This is a genomic window from Faecalicatena contorta, assembly GCF_021531995.1.
Lineage (GTDB): Bacteria > Bacillota > Clostridia > Lachnospirales > Lachnospiraceae > Dorea_A > Dorea_A contorta_A.
This window is the reverse complement of record NZ_JAFBIZ010000043.1, coordinates 1-21,770: the sequence shown is the minus strand read 5'-3', so window position 1 is coordinate 21,770 and position 21,770 is coordinate 1. Positions and strand designations below refer to the sequence as shown.

22 protein-coding genes are annotated in these 21,770 nt (G+C 43.5%); all 22 read left to right on the top strand.

The window, feature by feature from the left end; genetic code table 11:
- Positions 1-116: 116 nt before the first annotated feature.
- The 22 genes from JQM82_RS07625 to JQM82_RS07520 all read left to right on the top strand — a co-directional run bounded on the left by JQM82_RS07625 (position 117) and on the right by JQM82_RS07520 (position 21,732).
- Entirely contained in the window at positions 117-1,079 is a 963-nt protein-coding gene (locus JQM82_RS07625; RefSeq protein ID WP_235249496.1) for a sugar phosphate nucleotidyltransferase, read from the top strand.
- Between the two features lie 307 nt (positions 1,080-1,386).
- Positions 1,387-1,794 carry a PH domain-containing protein gene (locus JQM82_RS07620; RefSeq protein WP_235249494.1) on the top strand — a complete coding sequence of 136 codons (408 nt, stop codon included), beginning with the start codon at positions 1,387-1,389 and terminating at the stop codon, positions 1,792-1,794.
- Positions 1,795-1,810: 16 nt separating this feature from the next.
- On the top strand, positions 1,811-2,527 hold the full coding sequence (locus tag JQM82_RS07615) for a DNA alkylation repair protein (RefSeq protein ID WP_235249492.1): 717 nt from the start codon (positions 1,811-1,813) through the stop codon (positions 2,525-2,527).
- A gap of 50 nt (positions 2,528-2,577) precedes the next feature.
- Positions 2,578-2,862, top strand: a complete 285-nt coding sequence (yqfC, locus tag JQM82_RS07610; RefSeq protein ID WP_235249491.1) for a sporulation protein YqfC — start codon at positions 2,578-2,580, stop codon at positions 2,860-2,862.
- Between the two features lie 12 nt (positions 2,863-2,874).
- Complete coding sequence (locus JQM82_RS07605; RefSeq protein WP_235249490.1) at positions 2,875-4,131, top strand: sporulation protein YqfD; 1,257 nt, start codon at positions 2,875-2,877, stop codon at positions 4,129-4,131.
- A gap of 3 nt (positions 4,132-4,134) precedes the next feature.
- On the top strand, positions 4,135-5,124 hold the full coding sequence (locus JQM82_RS07600; RefSeq protein WP_235249489.1) for a PhoH family protein: 990 nt from the start codon (positions 4,135-4,137) through the stop codon (positions 5,122-5,124).
- The gene (ybeY, locus tag JQM82_RS07595; RefSeq protein ID WP_235249488.1) at positions 5,124-5,618 is read left to right on the top strand and encodes an rRNA maturation RNase YbeY; all 495 of its coding nucleotides are present in this window, start codon (positions 5,124-5,126) and stop codon (positions 5,616-5,618) included. The genes JQM82_RS07600 and ybeY overlap by 1 nt, the downstream gene beginning before the upstream one ends.
- A 13-nt stretch (positions 5,619-5,631) precedes the next feature.
- Positions 5,632-7,299, top strand: coding sequence for a putative polysaccharide biosynthesis protein (locus JQM82_RS07590; RefSeq protein ID WP_235249487.1), 1,668 nt, complete (start codon positions 5,632-5,634; stop codon positions 7,297-7,299).
- 2 nt (positions 7,300-7,301) lie between these two features.
- Positions 7,302-8,123 carry a pyridoxamine kinase gene (locus JQM82_RS07585; protein ID WP_235249486.1) on the top strand — a complete coding sequence of 274 codons (822 nt, stop codon included), beginning with the start codon at positions 7,302-7,304 and terminating at the stop codon, positions 8,121-8,123.
- A gap of 45 nt (positions 8,124-8,168) precedes the next feature.
- Positions 8,169-8,546, top strand: a complete 378-nt coding sequence (locus tag JQM82_RS07580) for a hypothetical protein (protein ID WP_235249484.1) — start codon at positions 8,169-8,171, stop codon at positions 8,544-8,546.
- Positions 8,547-8,625: 79 nt separating this feature from the next.
- Entirely contained in the window at positions 8,626-8,847 is a 222-nt protein-coding gene (locus JQM82_RS07575; RefSeq protein WP_235249483.1) for a DUF896 domain-containing protein, read from the top strand.
- On the top strand, positions 8,825-9,379 hold the full coding sequence (locus JQM82_RS07570) for a 5-formyltetrahydrofolate cyclo-ligase (RefSeq protein ID WP_235249482.1): 555 nt from the start codon (positions 8,825-8,827) through the stop codon (positions 9,377-9,379). The genes JQM82_RS07575 and JQM82_RS07570 overlap by 23 nt, the downstream gene beginning before the upstream one ends.
- Positions 9,380-9,445: 66 nt before the next feature.
- On the top strand, positions 9,446-9,628 hold the full coding sequence (locus JQM82_RS07565) for a DUF4250 domain-containing protein (RefSeq protein ID WP_235249481.1): 183 nt from the start codon (positions 9,446-9,448) through the stop codon (positions 9,626-9,628).
- Entirely contained in the window at positions 9,594-11,036 is a 1,443-nt protein-coding gene (gene miaB / locus JQM82_RS07560) for a tRNA (N6-isopentenyl adenosine(37)-C2)-methylthiotransferase MiaB (protein ID WP_235249480.1), read from the top strand. The genes JQM82_RS07565 and miaB overlap by 35 nt, the downstream gene beginning before the upstream one ends.
- 78 nt (positions 11,037-11,114) lie before the next feature.
- The gene (locus JQM82_RS07555; protein WP_235249479.1) at positions 11,115-11,531 is read left to right on the top strand and encodes a putative ABC transporter permease; all 417 of its coding nucleotides are present in this window, start codon (positions 11,115-11,117) and stop codon (positions 11,529-11,531) included.
- 75 nt (positions 11,532-11,606) lie between these two features.
- Positions 11,607-14,255 carry a DNA mismatch repair protein MutS gene (gene mutS, locus JQM82_RS07550; RefSeq protein ID WP_331472830.1) on the top strand — a complete coding sequence of 883 codons (2,649 nt, stop codon included), beginning with the start codon at positions 11,607-11,609 and terminating at the stop codon, positions 14,253-14,255.
- Between the two features lie 3 nt (positions 14,256-14,258).
- Positions 14,259-16,241: a DNA mismatch repair endonuclease MutL gene (gene mutL / locus JQM82_RS07545; RefSeq protein WP_235249477.1), complete on the top strand. Its 1,983-nt coding sequence runs from the start codon at positions 14,259-14,261 to the stop codon at positions 16,239-16,241.
- A gap of 3 nt (positions 16,242-16,244) precedes the next feature.
- Positions 16,245-17,186, top strand: a complete 942-nt coding sequence (gene miaA, locus JQM82_RS07540; RefSeq protein WP_235249476.1) for a tRNA (adenosine(37)-N6)-dimethylallyltransferase MiaA — start codon at positions 16,245-16,247, stop codon at positions 17,184-17,186.
- The gene (locus JQM82_RS07535) at positions 17,180-17,476 is read left to right on the top strand and encodes a hypothetical protein (RefSeq protein ID WP_235249475.1); all 297 of its coding nucleotides are present in this window, start codon (positions 17,180-17,182) and stop codon (positions 17,474-17,476) included. The genes miaA and JQM82_RS07535 overlap by 7 nt, the downstream gene beginning before the upstream one ends.
- 14 nt (positions 17,477-17,490) lie before the next feature.
- Positions 17,491-18,777, top strand: a complete 1,287-nt coding sequence (locus JQM82_RS07530) for an aminotransferase class I/II-fold pyridoxal phosphate-dependent enzyme (RefSeq protein WP_235249474.1) — start codon at positions 17,491-17,493, stop codon at positions 18,775-18,777.
- A 40-nt stretch (positions 18,778-18,817) separates the two neighbouring features.
- Positions 18,818-20,098 carry an NAD(P)/FAD-dependent oxidoreductase gene (locus tag JQM82_RS07525; RefSeq protein ID WP_235249473.1) on the top strand — a complete coding sequence of 427 codons (1,281 nt, stop codon included), beginning with the start codon at positions 18,818-18,820 and terminating at the stop codon, positions 20,096-20,098.
- On the top strand, positions 20,095-21,732 hold the full coding sequence (locus JQM82_RS07520; RefSeq protein WP_235249472.1) for an NAD(P)/FAD-dependent oxidoreductase: 1,638 nt from the start codon (positions 20,095-20,097) through the stop codon (positions 21,730-21,732). Before JQM82_RS07525 ends, JQM82_RS07520 begins: the two co-directional genes overlap by 4 nt.
- The last annotated feature ends 38 nt before the right edge of the window (positions 21,733-21,770 follow it).

The window sequence follows — 21,770 nt, the reverse complement described above, 5'->3', positions numbered from 1 at the left end:
GAATATATGTCAATATTAGTATATTAGATAGGATAAGAGCAATACGAAAAAAAATAAATGATTTTCTGAATTAAAAATTGATGTTTGCTATATGAATATAAAATTGAGGAAAAATTATGAAAAAAACAACATTACTAATCATGGCTGCCGGCATCGGTTCCCGGTTCGGTGGAGGAATTAAACAACTGGAACCTGTTGGCTTACACGATGAGATTATCATGGATTATTCCATCCATGACGCAATTGAAGCAGGTTTTAACAAAATTATCTTTGTAATTCGTAAGGATATTGAGGCTGATTTCAGGGAACGAATTGGAAACAGAATAGAATCAGTATGTAATAAGCTTGGAGTAGAAGTGGCTTATGCATTTCAGGATCTGTATACGATTCCGGAAGGATTTGAAGTGCCGGAAGGGCGCACGAAGCCATGGGGAACAGGACAAGCAGTTCTTGCAGCAAAGAATCTGATTCATGAGCCATTTGCCGCAATCAATGCGGATGATTATTATGGGAAAGAGGCATTTGCCCAGATGCATGATTGGTTGGTGTCAGAACATGACGATTGTGCAATTTCCATGGCCGGTTTTATTCTGAAAAATACACTGTCTGATAATGGCGGTGTTACAAGAGGAATCTGCCGGATGGCAGGAGGGCATTCACATGTTACGGATGTAATTGAGACGGGGAATATCATCAAGACTGTAGATCCGGTAACAGGAGATGTAGGTGCTGAAGCAGATGGCGTTGAACTGGATCCCGAATCCTATGTGTCCATGAATTTCTGGGGATTTCCTGCAACCGCCGGAAGTGCTCCGGCTTTTCTGGATGTACTGGAGAGTCATTTTCGGGATTTCTTTATAAAAGAGGTCCCTGTGAATCCGTCTAAAGCAGAATATCTGTTGCCGACACTGATCGGAGGTATGTTACGCAGGAAAGAGTGTACAGTAAAAGTCCTGGAAACACACGATAAGTGGTTTGGAGTCACATATAAGGAAGATAAAGCGACGGTTGTAGATAGTTTCAGAAAATTAATAGCGGAGGGCATTTACGAATCAGATCTTTATTCAGATCTCTTCTGATGTCGGCGTGCATATTCGGCAAGGAATTGCATCTGTTCTTCGTCTTCCAGTAACTGATCGAAAGTGGTGGAAGGTATCAGAATGCAATATAAGAAAAATGATGCAATAAGAAAGATAAAAAAGATAATATATCTCATAATGCCTGTCTCCTTTTGACCTGAAACGTGTTATCTATAGTATATGCAGAATCCCTAAAAATATCTGGAAATTCGATCTACTTTCTTCAAAAACCTATTGCTTATGTTACCCTTCTGAGGTTATAGTATTGATATCGACATTTTGTCAATTTATTTTTGGGAGGGTTTTTATGACATTTAAAGGTAAGATTGATATATGGTGGTATGTTGTGATCGGAGTTTTGAACGGTATTACGATTGGTACTTCCATATATGCAGGCGTTTCTAAGATTTTGCCATATATTCTGGTATTATTAATCGTGGATCTGTATTTCATCCCGCCGGTTTTAAGAAATGAAGTTACGGTAGATAAAAAATCCGTGACGGTTCGTTTTGGATTTTTAAAGAAAGAACTGCCGGTAAAGGAGATTACAACGATTCGGATCATGAAGTCCTACGGAGCTTCCTTTGCTGCTTCTTTCCATAGAGTTGGTATAGAATCTCAGAGAAAAACGACTGTCTTTATTGCTTTGACTGACAATAAGGCATTTGTAAATGAACTGTTGAAAATGAACAAGAAGATTAAGTACGTGATTTAACAGAAACGGTGCGGATATGGATATCATAGAAGATGTCAAAGATCAGTTATATCATCTGGCAGAAGAAGATTTTAAGGAATTCAACCGGAAGCTGCTTCCGGGAGTGGAGCATGTGTTGGGAATCCGTGTTCCGACTCTGAAGCAGCTTGCAAAATCAATTGCAAAAAAGGATGCTTTTTCCTATCTGGATGCGGCAGCCGAAAAGCTCACCGTTGATTCTTTTCATGAGGAGCTGCAGCTTCAGGGGCTGGTGCTTGGATATGCAAAGATGGAAAAAGAAGATCGTGTCAGATATCTGGATGAGTTTGTTCCTAAGATTCAGAACTGGGCAGTGTGTGATACCTGTGTGATGAATATGAAGTTTATGGAAAAGGATCGTGAGTTCTGGCATGCCCACATCTGGAAGTATGCGGACAGCAGTGAGGAGTTTGAACTACGGTTTCTGGTTGTGTCACTTCTGGCGCATTTTATGACAGCAGAATATATTGATTCTGCACTGGAATTATTTGATGGAATCCGGCATGATGGATATTATGCGAAGATGGCTGTTGCATGGGCAGTATCGGTATGTTATGTGAAGTTTCCGGGGAAAACCAGAGCATTTCTGGAGAATAATTCCATGGATGATTTTACACAAAATAAGTCTATTCAGAAGATTCGGGAATCCTATCGTGTATCAAGAGAAGAGAAGGATGCATTAAAAGAGTTGAAAAGAGCAAGACCACTGGCATAGGTGGATGTTTTCCGGCATAAACTGGTATAAATCCCTGGAATGGCGTTATCATGATGTCGGAACATTCGAACCATTTATTGAGAGAAAAGATTTCTGAACTGTCGGAACTTCCGAGAGATGTCTCCATGGGGCTTCCGGTGCTGACCATGGTGGGGCAGGTGGAATTGAATATTGAAAATTATCGGGGAATGATTGAATATACAGATGTACTGATACGTGTCCGAACCAAAAGCGGCCAGATACGTGTCAACGGACATGAACTGAAGATCGCTTACTATACCAGTGACGAGATGAAGATTAACGGACGGATTGAATCGATTGAATACCAGAATTAGGAGGAATCGAAATTGCTGTTACGTATCATCCGGTATATCAGAGGCTATGTTCGTATCTGCGTCATAGGCTATTCACCCGAAAGATTCCTGAATGCATGTTCATATAAAGGCATCTACATATGGGGATTAAAACCTGTTTCCGGTGCTTACGAGATGAATCTTACCGTTCAGGGATTTCGGCAGTTAAAACCGATTATCAGGAAGACTGGAGCAAAAGTGATGATTATCAGACGCTTTGGTCTTCCTTTTCTGTTACACAAATACCGAAAAAGAAAGCTGTTTTTTCTTGGGGCTGTAATCTGCGTCTTCCTGATCCTTGCAATGTCGAGACATATCTGGAGTATAGATATCAGCGGCAATCAGACGTATACGGATGAGATGCTGATCCGATTTTTAAAGTCCAGACATGTGGAAGGCGGCATGGCAAAAGCAGAGGTGGATTGTGTACAGATTGTTAGGGATATACGAAAAGAATATGATGGAATCATCTGGGTATCAGCATCTATTCAGGGAACCCGGCTCATCATACAGATTAAGGAAAATGAGGACTCTATTCAGCAACCAGAAGAAAAGAAGACAGAAGGTCCAACAGATCTTATTGCTGACAGAGACTGTATCATTACACGTATTGTTCCGCGTACAGGGATTGTGGCTGTAGAAGTGGGGAAAGAAGTAAAAAAGGGAGAACTTCTTGTCTCCGGTCAGATACCGGTCATTAACGATTCGGGGGAAACGGTCGCCTATCAGTATCAGCAATCAGATGCAGACATTTATGGACAGACGACACTTTCCTATTCCAGAAAACTTAAGCTGACCTATAAGGAAAAAATATATGAATCTGTTCAGAAACACGAATATCACGTCCGCATCGGCTCTTTTTTTCTTCGACTGGGATCTGTTAATAATACTTATGAGAAATGGGAGTTGTATGGATATGATCGGGAGCTCAAGATAGGTGAGAACTTTTCTCTGCCGGTTTCTTACGGAGTAAGGACAGCCAGGCCTTATCATACCGTTACAAAAAAGCTGTCTGGCAGCGTCTGTCAGGAACGGTTGTCCGCAGATTTTCAAAACTATTGCAAAGAATTAGAGAAAAAAGGGGTAGAAATTATTGAGAATGATGTTAAAATATACACAGAGTCTGAGTATGCCACAGCGAAAGGTAAGCTGACGGTAGAGATGCCGATTGGTGACTCAGTCCCATCAACCCTGCTTGATGTTCCGGCTTTGGAAGAATCGCAGAATGAAGAAAGTAAAACAGGAGAATAATGCATGGGATTAATTGAAGCAGTTATTGATATTCCTGCAGAACACGAAAGCAATGTGTTCGGGCAGTTTGATGCTTATGCGAAAAAGATCGAACGCACCCTTCATGTCACTTTGATCGCCAGAGGTGAGAATGTGAAGATTATGGGAGATGCGGTAAAAGTAGAGAAGGCAAAAAAGGTTCTGAATCAACTGGTGGAGCTTTCCCGCAGAGGAAATACGATTCAGGAACAGAATGTAGATTATACACTTGCGCTGGTTATGGAAGACAGTGAAGAGGATATACTGGGAATCGACAAAGATATCATCTGCCATACTTTGCAGGGAAAACCAATCAAGCCCAAAACACTGGGACAGAAAAAGTATGTAGATGCAATCCGTAATCAGATGATCGTCTTTGGACTCGGACCTGCCGGAACAGGAAAGACCTATCTGGCTATGGCTATGGCCATCACTGCATTTAAGAATAATGAGGTGGGAAGAATAATTTTAACAAGACCTGCAATTGAAGCGGGTGAGAAGCTTGGATTTCTTCCGGGAGATCTTCAGAGTAAGATCGATCCCTATCTCCGTCCGTTATATGACGCTTTGTATCAGATTATGGGAGCGGAAAGTTTTATAAAGAATTCGGAAAAAGGACTGATTGAAGTTGCGCCTCTTGCCTATATGAGAGGACGGACACTGGATAATGCATTCATTATTCTGGATGAAGCACAGAATACGACTCCGGCACAGATGAAGATGTTTCTTACCCGTATTGGATTTGGTTCCAAGGTTGTGATTACGGGTGATTCCACACAGAAAGACCTTCCCGCCGGGCAGACCTCCGGACTGGATGTTGCAACGTCTGTGGTGAAGAATATTGAAGATATCAGCATCTGTCATCTGACCAGTAAAGACGTTGTACGTCACCCACTGGTACAGAAGATCGTAAAAGCCTATGAAGAATACGAAAATAAAGCAAAATACAAAGGGAGAGAAAAGAGGCGAAAGTAATGACACTCTATTTCGAGGAAGAAGGAGCGATTACGCTTCCGATTGCATGTGAAAAACTTGCAGAGCAGGTGATTGAAACAGCTCTTGATTATATTAACTGTCCTTACGAGACTCAGGTGAATCTTTTACTGACACAGAATGAACAGATTCACGAGATGAACAGGGAGTTCCGGAAAATTGACCGACCAACAGATGTCCTTTCATTTCCGATGATCGACTATCCTAAGCCTGGAACATTTGATTTTCTTGAAGAGATGGATGACTGTTTTGATCCGGAATCCGGAGAACTGATATTGGGAGATATTGTAATATCGAAAGAAAAAGTCCTGGAGCAGGCGGAGGAATTCGGACATTCCATTTGCAGAGAATATGCTTTTCTCATTGCACATTCTGTATTGCATCTGACCGGATATGATCATATGGAGGAAGACGAACGTATGGTTATGGAACAGAAGCAAAGGGACATAATGGAAAGATTGAATATATTACGATAAGATGGAGTAATTTATGGCTGATCAAAAAAAGAAAGAGAAAAACTTCCTGGTACAGGGATCTATTCTGGCAATTGCCGGAGTGATTACAAAGATTATAGGAGTAATATACAGAGTCCCTCTTATGAATATCGTTGGGGATGAGGGTATGGGGTATTACAGTGTGGCTTTTTCCATCTATACAGTCGCTTTGATGCTGACTTCATACAGCCTTCCGCTTGCAGTATCCAAGCTGGTATCTGCCAGAGTGGCCAAAGGAGAGTATAAGAATGCCTATAAGGTCTTTAAAGGTGCCATGACATTTGCGATTCTTGGCGGCGGTCTGGTATCCTTGATCATATTTTTCGGGGCAGACTTTATTGCAGATTTTGTGATGCATCTGGATAAAAGTGCATATGCACTTCGTGTGTTGGCTCCCTGTATTCTGGTGGTTGCACTTCTTGGTGTAATACGTGGATTCTTTCAAGGCAATGGATCCATGGTACCGACCGCAGTATCTCAGGTTGTAGAACAGATTGTCAATGCTGTTGCTTCTGTTGCCGGTGCATATGTGCTTCTTCAGGCAGGAAAGGAACTTGCCGAAAAGCATAATGATAAGTCTTATGGTCCTGCGTATGCGGCAGCCGGCGGAACGTTCGGAACGATTGCCGGTGCATTTTCCGCGCTGGTATTTGTAGCACTGATCTTTTTTGCTTATCAAAAGATATTTAAGCGCAAAATGAGAAGAGACCGGACAAGGCATAAAGAAAGTTATCAGCGAATATACAAAGTTCTTTTTGCAACGATCGCTCCGGTTATTTTGAGTGCGACCGTCTACAATATCAGTGATTTTGCAGACAGTGCGCTGTTTAATACGATCATGGCTGCACAGGGATATAAAAAGACGGAGTACGCAAGTCTTCTGGGAATGTTCCAGGGCCAGTACAGTACGCTGATCAATGTTCCGCTTTCGATTGCCAGTGCACTGGCAGCCTCCCTGATTCCGAGCCTTGTGGCTACGGTTCAGACCGGAAACAGGAAACAGGTACATAATAAGATTACAACCGTTTGCCGGTTTAACATGATAATCGCAATCCCATGTGCAGTTGGATTCCTGGTACTGGCAAAACCGCTTCTGGATCTTCTGTTCTTTACACAGGATAATACGACCGCTGCTCTTATGCTGCAGCTTGGAGCCCTGTCAGTTGTATTTTTCTGTCTGTCAACCGTAACCAATTCTGTATTACAGGGATTGGATGATATGATCACTCCTGTGAAAAATGCCGCGATTTCTCTGGTGATTCATATTATCTCACTATTCCTGATGCTTGTGGTTCTCAAGTGGAATATCTATGCGGTGGTACTCAGTAAGATTGTTTTCTCCGGTGCCATCTGTATTCTGAACGCACATGCTCTGCGTGAGAGGATCGGATATGTTCAGGAAAAGAAAAAGACATTTATAATTCCAACCATCGCATCTGCCATTATGGGTGTGATTGCGATTGTTGTACATCTGTTATTTGAACTGTTTGCCGGATCGTATATTGCGACCATACTTGCTGTAATTGCAGCAGTTATTACTTATGCAGTCTTTATTATTCTGCTTGGAGGAATCACAGAAGAGGAACTTCTGGATATGCCAAAAGGTGCTTTTCTGGTAACACTTTGCAGAAAATTACATCTGATAAAAGGAGAGTATCGATAGATATGAGACCAGTGAAAAAAATTGCGTTGCTTCATGATATGTGCGGGGTCGGGAAAGCAGCGCTTACGAACATGATGCCAATATTAAGTGTAATGGGAGTGGAGGCATGCCCGATTCCAACCATGCTTTTGTCTACACATACGGGAGGATATAATTCACCGGCGGTTGTACAGATTCCGGGGACGTACATCCGTTCCTGTGCGGATCATTATAAAGAGCAGGATATTACATTTGATGCTATTTTTGTAGGATATCTCGGTCATGCCGATATGATTGACGCAGTAATCTACTTTATCAAAAGTTTTCCGGATACGAAGGTGATTCTGGACCCGATCATGGGAGATCATGGCAGATTTTACAGTAATTTTGATGAAAGCTATGCATTAGCGATGCGTCGACTTCTTCCATATGCAGATATCATACTGCCCAATCTTACAGAATGCTATCTCCTGACAGGACAGGAATACCAGATTACCGGCAATCATCGTCATGTCTTAACGCTGTGCCGGGATCTGAAAAAACTTGGTGCATCTGACATGATTATTACCAGTGTACCAAAAGACGACTGTAAAAAAGGAATTGTTCTGTATGAAGATGATGCATTTCTGTATCTCGGAAATGGAGAAATGCTTGGGGAATATCATGGAACCGGAGATGCATTTGACGGAATGTTTATTGCAAAACTCGTTCTTGGATATACCATGCTGGAGAGTGTACAGGCTTCTCATGCATTTGTATGTGAATGTATTCGTGAAAGTGAGCGCTATGAATATCCGGAACGTGAGGGACTTCTGATTGAGAAAACTTTACGAAAATTAGTATAAACTTCCACATATTAGCCAATACTGTACAAAAAAGGAGATGTCCTTATGAAAAATAAGTATGGTATTGGATTTTTTGCTGCAACAATCATTATAATGTTAGTCATATCCTGTGCTTCTTCCCTCAGTTTTTACAAAGCTAAACAAGAAGTGAAAAAAGAGATTGCCGAAGAACAGCAGGACAACGCAGCCGTAAAAGAACCTTCCGTGTCGACGGATGGTCAGGCATGGAAGGAAGATTGTTATTACCTGATGGAAGTAAATGGATACGTAGTTGTGTATCTGAGCGATAAAAAAACAGTATATGAATATACAGATATCAGATATGACGGACTCCCATCCACCGTGCAGGAAGAGATACGCAATGGAAAGTATATGGAAGATACGGAGGCACTCTACGGATTTCTGGAGAACTATTCCAGTTAAACCGGAAAGAATCTGTAGACTTCATGCGCCGGATAGTGTAAGATAAGTAGCGGAAATCCGTCAAGAAAGGACCAAAGATATGGACGATAAGAAGATCGCAAGAATTAATGAATTATATCACAAATCAAAAGCAGAGGGACTGACTGCCGAGGAACAGAAGGAACAGCAGATCTTAAGAAGAGAATACATCGATTCATTTAAGAGAAACCTGCGCAGTCAGCTTAACAATATTTCTATTCAGGAAGCAGATGGCAGCATCACGGATCTGGGAGAAAAGTATGGAAACAAAAAAGGACATTAGAACACGTATACTAAAACTCCGAAAGGAGAGAGACTTACGAGAATGGGAGACGGCAACGGCGCAGATTGCCGAACGGGTCACTTCACATCCGTGGTTTCAGAAGACTTCGGATGTCTGTATCTATATGGATATTCGAAAGGAAGTAGGAACCTGGCAGATCATTCGGGAAGCATGGCGTCTCGGAAAACGAGTATGGCTTCCAAGAACAGACGGACAGCGGATGGAATTCTTTCTGACTGAGAGTAAAGACAGGCTGACAGTCGGAGCTTACGGAATTCAGGAGCCTTCCGGAGATATTATGTATCACGGAGACTCGGGACTCATGATCATGCCGGGAGTTGCATTTGATGAGGAAATACACCGCATCGGTTTTGGAGGCGGTTATTATGACAGATACCTGGAACGTCATCCGGAACTTTATACTATGGCGATCGCATTTGAAGATCAGGTGCTTCCGGAGATTCCGGCTGATGAGCATGATATCCGGCCGATGCTTCTGGTAACGCAGGAGCGGATCCGTGGACTATATTGATCCTCCGGACAGCATTTTTAACCAGAACAGATAACAGGAAAGCATGAAAAAGAGGAAGTGATAACTATGCAGATAAATCTGCCAAAAGACCCAATGTTGCTGCTCAGTGTGGTGAATACAAAAATTCGTGATCACTATCATACACTGGATGCACTGTGTGACGATATGCAGGTTGAAAAAGAGGAGATTGTAAATACATTGAAAGGAATTGATTATGAATATGATGAATTCAGACATCAGTTTGTCTAAGGAGATACCGGAAGATGATACCAGACGCCAGTATTATTACATAGAAAAGGCAAAAGAATATGTGAGAAAGGAATCCGAAGAGATTGGGCGTCCGCTGACTTTCTGTGTCACTACTTTTGGCTGTCAGATGAATGCCAGAGATTCGGAAAAGCTGAGAGGAATTCTCGAAAAGATCGGATATCAGGAGGCGCCCGAAGAGGAAGCCGACTTTGTGATCTATAATACCTGTACCGTAAGAGAAAATGCCAATACCAGAGTATATGGACGTCTCGGCCAGCTCAAACCAAGAAAAAAAGAGAATCCTCATATGCGGATTGGTCTGTGCGGCTGCATGATGCAGGAACCAGAAGTAGTGGAAAAGCTTAAGAAAAGTTATCGTTTTGTAGATATTATCTTTGGAACACATAATATATTTAAGTTTGCAGAGCTGATCACAGAACGCTATGAGACCGGAAAGATGGTTGTAGATATCTGGAAGGATACAGATAAGATCGTAGAAGATCTTCCTAATGACAGAAAGTACTTTTTCAAATCCGGTGTAAATATCATGTTTGGGTGCAACAATTTCTGCAGCTACTGCATCGTTCCGTATGTTCGCGGACGGGAGAGAAGCAGGGATCCTCAGGCCATCATCTCTGAGATTCGTAAGCTTGTAGCCGATGGAGTGGTGGAAGTCATGCTGCTCGGACAGAATGTGAATTCTTACGGCAAAAACCTGGAACACCCTATGACATTTGCTGAGCTTTTGCAGGAGATTGAAAAGATTGAAGGACTTGAACGGATCCGTTTTATGACGTCGCATCCGAAGGATCTTTCAGATGAACTGATTGAAGTCATGGGACAGTCAAAAAAGATCTGCCGACATCTGCATCTTCCGGTACAGTCCGGAAGCACTCAGATCTTACAGAAAATGAACCGGAGATACACCAAGGAGCAGTATCTGAAACTGGTTGAAAAGATTCGAAAGGCCGTTCCTGATATCTCTCTGACGACAGATATTATTGTTGGATTTCCCGGTGAAACGGAAGAAGATTTTCAGGAGACCCTGGATATTGTAAGAAAAGTGCGATATGACAGTGCTTTTACATTTATCTATTCCAAACGGACCGGAACGCCGGCTGCAGCCATGCCGGATCAGATACCTGAGGATGTGATAAAAGACCGTTTTGACCGTCTTCTGCAAGAAGTGCAAACGATTGCATCGGAGGTATGTGCAGTACATGAGGGCACCGTTCAAACAGCACTGATTGAGGGAGTAAGTGAACATGATTCTTCTATGGTAACCGGAAGACTCAGCAATAACCTGCTGGTTCACCTGAAAGGATCCAAAGAATTGATCGGACAGCTGATCCCGGTGCAGCTTACAGAGTGTAAAGGTTTCTATTATCTGGGAGAAATGGCAGAATAAATTGCTTATATTTGTAAAAAAAAACGCTCAAACTATGTAGTAGCAAGTATTTTGATACGATAGTGAGGGCGTTTTTACATGAAAAAAGTGAGTGAATATTTATTTCTCTGGGCACTTGGAGGAACGATATACTATTCGCTGGAGATATTTTTCCGCGGATTCTCTCATTGGACGATGTTTGTACTCGGTGGAATCTGTCTGGTTTTCTTTACCGTTCAGGGACAGATGCTCCACTGGGAAGATCCGATGTGGAGACAGATCTTAAGATGTACCATATTCGTAGTATCTGCAGAGTTTATTACCGGGATTATTGTGAATAAATGGTTTCATCTGGCAATCTGGGATTACAGTACTATGCCGCTTCAGCTGTTTGGGCAGATCTGCCTGCCATTTGCAATCCTGTTTTCCGGACTGTGTGCTCTTGGCATCTGGCTTGGCGGCAATCTGTTGTACTGGCTGTATGGTGAAGAAAAACCGGATTATCACATCTTGTAAAATTGTATCTTTTCGAAATAAATCGAAAATGTTATAATTAAACGTAAAACATTTAACTTAAAGAGGAGAATAAACGTGGCTGAATTAACACCTATGATGCAGCAATATATGGAGACAAAAAAAGAATATCCGGACTGCATCTTATTTTATAGACTTGGTGATTTTTATGAGATGTTTTTTGACGATGCACTGACCGCATCGAAAGAACTGGAAATTACACTGACCGGAAAAAACTGTGGACTGGAAGAGCGGGCACCGATGTGTGGCGTCCCTTATCATGCCGTAGACAGTTATCTGAACCGGCTGGTATCCAGAGGATATAAGGTTGCGATCTGCGAACAGATGGAAGATCCGGCACTTGCAAAGGGGCTTGTAAAGAGAGAAGTTGTCAGGATTGTTACGCCGGGAACGAACCTTGATACACAGGCGCTTGATGAGACGAAGAATAATTATATCATGTGCGTGGTCTACATTGCGGATCGGTATGGACTGTCTGTAGCGGATGTCACGACCGGAGAATATATGGTGACAGAGATCGAAGACAGTGAAAAATTATTTGATGAGATCTACAGATTCATGCCCTCAGAGCTAGTATGCAATGAGGCTTTTTATATGAGTGGTATGGACTTTGATCTGTTAAAAGATAAGCTTGGAATCACGATCTATTCTCTGGATTCCTGGTATTTTGATGATGCAATCTGTGCCCGGGTACTGAAAGAACATTTTCATGCAGGGACACTGGAAGGACTGGGACTTGGAGATTATGACGGCGGAGTGATCGCGGCAGGCACACTGCTGCAGTATCTGACCGAAACTCAGAAGAGGGATCTGTCACACATTTCCCATCTGTCTGTCTATGCAACCGGAAAATATATGCTGCTTGACAGCTCTACCAGACGGAATCTTGAATTGTGTGAAACACTTCGCGAAAAACAGAAAAAAGGGTCTCTCCTTTGGGTACTGGATAAGACAAAGACTGCAATGGGTGCAAGAACTCTGCGTAAATTCATAGAGCAGCCTCTGATTGATAAAAAGATGATTGAAAAGCGTCTGGATGCAGTAGAGGAGCTGAAGAAAAACGCTATATTAAGAGAAGAGATCCGGGAATATCTGTCTCCGATCTATGATCTGGAACGTCTGGTGTGTAAGATTACATATCAGTCAGCAAATCCCAGAGATCTGATCGCATTTGAGAGTTCGCTCTCCATGCTTCCTCACATCAAATGCATTCTGCAGGATATGCAATCTCCACTGATGAGGGAATTATATGAAGGCCTGGATACGCTGGAGGATCTCTGCAGCCTGGTAAAAAATGCGATTAAAGAAGATCCGCCGATCGCCATGAAGGAGGGCGGAATTATCCGTGACGGATACAACGAAGAGGTGGACCGACTGAGAAGTGCAAAATCAGACGGGAAGGACTGGCTTGCAAGGCTGGAGACTGCTGAAAGAGAAAAAACAGGAATCAAAAATCTCCGGATCCGTTACAATAAAGTGTTCGGATATTATCTGGAGGTCACGAATTCATTTAAAAATCTGGTTCCGGACTATTATACGCGTAAACAGACGCTTGCAAATGCAGAGCGATATATCATTCCGGAACTCAAAGAACTGGAAGACACGATTCTGGGTGCAGAAGACAAGCTTTACGCGCTGGAATATCAGCTGTACAGTGAAGTCCGTGATGCGATCGGAAGAGAAGTAGTAAGGATACAAAATACCGCAAAAGCAATTGCAATGCTTGATACATATGCATCTCTTGCTCTGGTCGCAGAACGTAATAATTATGTCAGACCAAAGATGAACGAAAAGGGAATCATTGATATCAAAGACGGACGCCATCCAGTTGTCGAAAAGATGATTCCAAACGATATGTTTATTGCCAATGATACTTATCTGAATGACAAAAAGAACAGGATCTCTGTCATCACAGGTCCGAACATGGCAGGAAAATCTACTTATATGCGGCAGACTGCACTGATTGTACTTATGGCACAGATTGGATCGTTTGTTCCGGCATCCAGTGCAAATATCGGAGTGGTTGACCGGATATTTACCCGTGTGGGAGCTTCCGATGACCTTGCAAGCGGACAGAGTACCTTTATGGTGGAAATGACTGAGGTTGCCAACATTCTTCGTAATGCAACGAGTAAGAGTCTTCTAATTCTGGATGAGATTGGAAGAGGTACCAGCACATTCGACGGCCTGAGTATCGCCTGGGCAGTGATCGAATATATCAGCAACAGCAAACTGCTTGGAGCCAAGACCCTGTTTGCCACACACTATCATGAACTGACCGAACTGGAAGGTAAGATTGACAATGTCAATAATTATTGTATAGCGGTGAAAGAAAAAGGTGATGACATCATCTTCCTGCGTAAGATCATAAAAGGCGGTGCAGACAAGAGCTACGGCATACAGGTTGCAAGACTTGCCGGAGTTCCGGAATCTGTAACAAATCGCGCAAAAGAGATTGTGGAAGAACTGATTCAGACAGACATCACCGGACGGATCAAGGATATTGCCGTCCGTGGGCAGGAACCAGCCAGACAGAAAGCAAAGCACTATGATGAAGTGGATCTTACCCAGATGTCTCTGTTTGATACCGTTAAGGATGATGATGTGGTTCGGGAGATCAAAGAACTGGATCTTGCACATCTGACACCGATAGATGCGCTGAATACATTGTATCAGCTTCAGAATAAGCTGAAAAACAGGTGGTAATATATGAATAAGATACAAGTATTGGATTCTGTTACAATAGATAAGATCGCAGCAGGAGAGGTCATTGAGCGGCCTGCTTCTGTCGTAAAAGAACTGGTGGAAAACGCGATCGACGCAGGAGCTACTGCCATCGTTGTCGAGATTAAAGACGGCGGTATCTCCCTGATCCGGATCACAGATAACGGAAGCGGAATCGATCGCGAGGATGTCCCGTCAGCCTTTTTAAGACATTCCACCAGCAAGATACGGACAGCAGATGATCTGGTACATATCGGCTCTCTTGGATTTCGCGGAGAGGCACTGTCCAGTATCGCGGCTGTCTCGCAGGTAGAACTCATTACCAAGACCAAAGAACAGACATTTGGAACCAGATATCGTATTGCAGGAGGAAAAGAAGAAGATCTTGAGGATACAGGTGCTCCGGACGGAACTACCTTCTTGGTCCGTCAGCTATTCTACAATACACCGGCGAGAAGGAAATTTCTGAAAACGCCCATGACAGAAGCAAGTCATGTTGGGGATCTGATGACACGTATGGCATTGTCCCATCCGGACATCTCTTTTCAGTTTATCAATAACGGACAGTCAAAGCTTCACACATCCGGAAATGGTAATCTCAAAGATGTAATCTATCATATCTATGGCAGAGACATTGCAGCCAATCTGCTGTCAGCCGACTATGAAGCTTCCGGGATCAGGGTGACAGGGTATCTGGGGAAACCACTGATCTCCAGAGGTAACCGGAACTTTGAGAACTACTATATCAATGGCAGATATGTAAAGAGCAGCATCATTTCCAAAGCGATTGAAGATGCATACAAAGATTATACAATGCAGCACAAGTATCCGTTTGTAGTGCTTCATATGGACATTGACGGAGAATCCGTGGATGTTAATGTACATCCGACGAAGATGGAACTTCGGTTCAATCGCCAGCAGGAGGTTTATAATACTGTCTATGCGGCAGTTGATCAGGGTCTGCATGAGAAGGAACTAATCCCGCACATCGAGATAGAAGTACCAGCAGTAAAAAGCATGCCGAAAAATACAGCTTCACTGCCCTCAAAGAGCGTGCAGAGAAAAGCAGATGTACCACAGAAAGAGAGTATACCGCAAAGTGTGGTTACACCAGCAAAATCTCCGGTCCCTCCGGTTCAGGAACGGGATCTGAACTACTTTATGGTAAAGATGAAAGAACGTGTCATGGCAGAGCATCGTCTGAATACTGCTTCAGATAAGCCGTTGGCAAAAGCAGCATCAACGCAGCTGGATCCATCACAAAAAAATGTAACGGATAGTGTTGTAAGGGAAAGCAGAACTCCGTATCCGGTTCCTGAACCAGAGGAATCAATACAGCCCAAACAGCTGGACCTGTTTGAAGAAAAGCTTCTTACAAAAGATGCCAAAGCTGAGTATAAGATGATTGGTCAGGTATTTGAAACCTACTGGCTGGTAGAGTATCATGACAATCTGTATATTATCGATCAGCATGCAGCTCATGAAAGAGTTCTGTATGAAAAGACACTGCATTCAATGAAAACAAGAGAATATACTTCGCAGATGATCAGCCCGCCGATCATTTTGAATCTCAGTATGCAGGAAGCAGAACTTATGAACCGGTATATGGATCAGTTTACAAGAATCGGGTTTGAGATTGAAGAATTTGGGCAGGATTCCTATGCAGTCAGGGCAGTACCGGATAATCTGTTCAGTATTGCCAAAAAAGAGCTTCTTCTGCAGATGCTGGATAGTCTGTCAGATGAATTGAACCGGAATCTGTCCCCGGAACTGATTGATGAAAAAGTAGCATCCATGTCATGTAAAGCGGCTGTGAAGGGGAATATGAAACTTTCTGCAGCAGAGGTTGATACTTTGATCGGAGAACTTCTGACACTGGACAATCCATATCATTGTCCGCATGGAAGACCAACGATTATTGCAATGACAAAGAGAGAATTAGAAAAGAAATTCAAAAGGATTATATAAGATATGAAAAAACCATTAGTAGTACTAACCGGGCCTACGGCAGTTGGAAAAACAAAAGCATCTATTGGCCTTGCGAAAGCGATTGGCGGAGAGATCATATCTGCAGATTCCATGCAGATCTACCGGCACATGGATATTGGATCTGCAAAAATATTGCCGGAAGAGATGGAAGGAGTTCCGCATTATCTGATTGATGAACTGGAACCATCAGAAGAGTTTCATGTTGTCCGTTTTCAACAGATGGCAAAAGCAGCAATGAAAAAGATCTATTCTCATGGAAATATTCCGATCATTGTTGGCGGTACCGGCTTTTATATTCAGGCACTTCTGTATGACATTGATTTTACAGAGACCCGGGAGGAAGATGGTTACCGCAGAGAGCTGGAGGTATATGCGGATTCAAAAGGTGCAGTTTATCTTCATGATATGCTTCGCAGGGTGGATCCAAAAGCAGCGGAGGAAATTCACGCCAATAACGTAAAACGTGTCATACGTGCGTTAGAGTATTACCATCAGACCGGAAAGAGAATCTCAGAACATAATGAAAATGAGAGAAAAAAAGAGTCTCCGTATCAGTTCGTATATTTTGTGTTGAATGATGACCGAAAAAATCTATATCAGAGGATAGATATGAGGGTCGATCAGATGATGCGTCAGGGACTCGTAGCAGAAGTCAGACATCTCAGAGAGATGGGATGTACCCGGGATATGGTATCCATGCAGGGACTTGGTTACAAAGAGATTCTTGCATATCTGGACGGAGAATGTACGCTGGAAGAAGCTATCTATATTATCAAAAGAGATACCAGACATTTTGCAAAACGTCAGATTACCTGGTTTAAGAGGGAGCGTCAGGTGACCTGGATTGATAAGGAACAGTATGCTTATGATGAAGAACGCATTCTGAATGCGATGATTCAATATACGAAGGGAGTTATATGTTAAGAAGATTATTTGGAGGTTCAAAATTTCTGAAAAAAATGAATACACTGATGGAGATATATTCCAAAAGTCATGATGTTGATTTTGCTTATCGTGAACTTCTGGGACTGGAATCTCTGATTCGTACAGAGGGAGAACGGGCATTCTATGACCTGAACCGTGCATCTCTTCTGTACGATATGCAAAACTACCGGGAAGCCGCAGACATCATTATGCAGATTCATCCATTGAATCCGGAGTTTGATGCAAGATGTGCTTTTGTCAGAACAAAAATTATGGAAGCAATGTACTAGAAAGGAACAGAAATATGTCGATTATAGATAACATGTATCAGAAACTTGGAGTCAGTAAACAGGTGTTGAATTTTGGCCTTGAGGTTGAATCTGGATTAAAAGAAAGATTTGACCGGATCGATGAGATTGCAGAATACAATCAGCTAAAAGTTATCAAAGCCATGCAGGACAGTAAGGTTCGTGCCGGCTGCTTTAATTATGCGAGCGGATACGGATATGATGATCTTGGAAGAGATACTCTGGAAGAAGTGTATGCTGCCGTATTTCATACGGAAAGCGCACTGGTTCGTCCGCAGATCACCTGCGGAACACATGCATTATCTCTTGCCCTGTCTGCCAATCTGAGACCTGGTGACGAACTTCTGTCGCCGGCGGGAAAGCCTTATGATACCCTGGAAGAAGTAATCGGGATTCGCCCTTCTACCGGTTCTCTCGCAGAATATGGGGTGACCTACTCACAGGTAAATCTTCTGGAGGATGGAACCTTTGATTATGACAATATCCGAAAGGCAATCAATGACAGAACAAAGCTTGTTACGATCCAGCGTTCCAAGGGATATCAGACGCGTCCGAGCTTTTCTGTTGCACAGATCGGAGAACTGATCGATTTTGTGAAGTCGATCAAGCCGGATGTGATCTGCATGGTCGACAATTGTTATGGCGAATTTGTTGAAACGATCGAGCCAAGTGATGTAGGCGCAGACATGGTCGTTGGTTCACTGATTAAGAATCCGGGCGGCGGACTTGCACCGATTGGAGGTTATATCGCCGGCAGAGCGGATTTGATCGAAGCCTGTGGCTACCGTCTGACTTCACCGGGACTTGGAAGAGAAGTAGGCGCATCGCTTGGAGTCATGAAGGATTTCTATCAGGGTCTGTTTCTTGCGCCGACTGTTGTTGCGGGCGCATTAAAAGGAGCGATATTTGCAGCCAATATCTATGAAAAGTTAGGATATTATGTGATTCCAAACGGAACCGAAGACAGACATGATATTATTCAGGCTGTGGAATTCGGTATTCCGGAAGGCGTGATAGAATTCTGTAAAGGAATTCAGGCTGCTGCACCGGTAGACTCTTATGTTACACCGGAACCATGGCCAATGCCGGGATATGACAGCAACGTAATCATGGCGGCAGGAGCATTTGTTCAGGGTTCTTCTATCGAGTTAAGTGCCGATGGTCCGATCAAGCCTCCGTATGCCGTATATTTTCAGGGAGGCCTTACCTGGTCCCATGCCAAGCTTGGTATTTTGATGTCTCTGGAATGTCTTGTGCGTGCAGGAATCGTAACCTTAGATTAAATATAGCTGTTTCATCACTTTGTGAGGTTGAAGATCAAATATGAAAAAAATCATGATTATCGGAGGCGGTGCCTCCGGTCTTACAGCTGCAATTACTGCGGCAAGAATGAACCCTAATGCACAGATCTGTATTCTGGAGCATAAAGACAGCCCTGGCAAGAAGATCCTGGCAACCGGAAACGGCAGATGCAATCTGACTAATCGGTTTCAGACAATGCACTGTTACCGAAGTCGTCACCCGGAGATTGCAGAGAAGATCTTACGGCAGTTCACATATGAAGAGGCTCTTTCCTTCTTTTCTTCACTGGGACTTTTATTCCGGATGCGTGGAGATTATGTGTATCCCCGATCGGATCAGGCATCTGCGGTCCTGGATCTGATGCTTATGGAAACCAGGCGGCTTGGAATACAGATACAGACAGGAATTCACGTTGAACAGATTACCCGCAGTGCCAAAAGCTTCTGTATTCATTCGAGTGCCCAGAACTTTCAGGCAGACGCCGTGATTCTGTCTACAGGTGGCCGTGCATCTTCTTCACTTGGATCCGATGGAAGTGGATATACACTTGCAAAGTCAGTGGGGCACAGCCTCGTTCCGGTCGTCCCGGCTCTCGTGCAGCTGAAAGTAAAGCAGCATCCGTATGCCAAAGCAGCAGGTGTCCGTACAGATGCACAGGTGACCGCCGTTATAGACGGCCAATCCATTGCTTCCGATAAGGGAGAACTTCAGATTACAGCATATGGAATCTCAGGAATTCCGGTATTTCAGATCAGTCGTTTTGCTGCAGACGGTCTCAGGCAAAAACGTAACGTGCAGGTAGTTATTGATTTTTTCCCTGATATGAAAGCAGAAGAACTGCTTTCACTTTTAAAAAGGAGAAAAGAAGGAAACACTTTTCTGACCTGTGCCGATTTTTTCATGGGAATCTTTCACAAAAAAATGATTCCACGTTTCCTGGAGCGTGCAGACATCCGTATGGATCAGAAGGCTTCCTGTCTGACTGACAGACAGCTTCACCGGCTGGTACATACCGTCAAAGCAGATACGGTAACGATCACCGACACCAATGGATTTGAAAATGCACAGGTATGTGCCGGTGGTGTTCCTCTCACAGAAGTAGACCCGGGAACAATGGAATCCCGGTGTGTAAGACAGCTCTATCTGACGGGGGAACTTCTTGACGTGGACGGTATCTGCGGAGGATACAATCTCCAATGGGCATGGGCAACCGGTTACCTGGCCGGAAGAGCATGCGCATCCTCGAGATACGGAGATTCCGGAAAGAAATCAAAGACATCAGGGAAAGGGAGACGTTCATGATCCGAATCAGTCAATTAAAATTACCAATTACACATACCAGAGATGATCTGAAAAAAAAGATATTAAAAACACTGCGTATCAGCGACTCAGACCTTCTTTCCTGGCAGATTCAGAAGCAATCCATTGATGCCAGGAAAAAACCACAGTTATTCTACATTTATTCTGTGGACGTTCACGTAAAAAATGAATCTTCCTTGAAGAAGAAATTGAAAAACGGTCAGGTCATTTTTGGAAAGCAGCAGGTGAAATATTCATTCTCCGTTTCCGGTACACAGACGCTTATGCACAGACCCGTAATCATAGGCACAGGACCTGCCGGCCTGTTCTGTGGATATATGCTGGCGCTTGCCGGATATTGTCCGATACTTCTTGAACGTGGCGAGGACGTGGATCAGCGTATGAAAGATGTAGAATGTTTCTGGAACGGAGGTCCTCTAAACCCTGATTCGAATGTACAATTTGGAGAAGGAGGTGCCGGAACCTTTTCGGACGGGAAATTGAATACACTGGTCAATGATAAACTCGGCCGCAACACGAAAGTTCTTGAGATCTTTCACACACACGGCGCACCGCAGGAGATCATGTATCAGAGCAAACCGCATATCGGGACGGATATACTTGCTTCTGTGATCAGGAATATGCGTCATACCATCTGTACACATGGCGGAGAGGTTCGTTTTCATTCTCAGGTGACAAATATCAGGACTTCTGATTCTGATGACAGGGAGAAGCTGACGGGACTCTGTGTTCGAGACCTGCATACCGGCAAAGAGGAACTTCTTTTTACAGACATTGCAGTATTGGCGATTGGACATAGTGCAAGAGATACCTTCACCATGCTGAAAGAACATCGTTTGACGATGGAACCGAAGTCTTTTGCAGTTGGTGTCCGTATGGAACATCCACAATCTATGATCAATGAAGATCAATACGGGGAGCATTACCCTGATTGTCTTCCGGCAGCACCTTATAAACTGGCGGTTAATCTTGAAAATGGAAGAGGAGTCTATACCTTCTGTATGTGCCCTGGCGGATATGTTGTCAATGCTTCGTCAGAAGAACATCGCCTTGCCGTCAATGGAATGAGCTACAGTGGACGTGACGGAAAAAATGCAAACAGTGCTGTGATCGTCACTGTAACTCCTGAGGATTATGGAAACGGGGATGCTTTATCCGGTATGGAATACCAGCGCAGACTTGAGGAAGCCGCATATCTTGCAGGGCATGGGAAGATTCCGGTGCAATTGTTCGGCGATTTTTGTTCCGATAAGGTCTCTGATGGTCCTCAGGGGGTTCTTCCACAGATGAAAGGCGAATACACCTGGAGCAATGTGAGAAGGATTTTCCCGGAAGAGATTGCACAGTCTCTGGAAGAAGGCATCCGTTCCTTCGGGAAAAAGATTCACGGATATGCAAGAGAGGACGCTGTGTTATCCGGTGTAGAGAGCCGCACTTCTTCCCCTGTCAGGATCTTGCGTGATGACACTCTTCAAAGTAATATCCGGGGAATCTTTCCCTGTGGAGAGGGTGCCGGATATGCGGGTGGAATTACATCAGCCGCCATGGATGGACTAAAAGTGGCAGAAAAGATCGCCATGACATACCGCCCATTCGACACGGTGTCGGATGATTAAGAAAAATTTAATGGGATAAGTCTATACACATTTTTTTA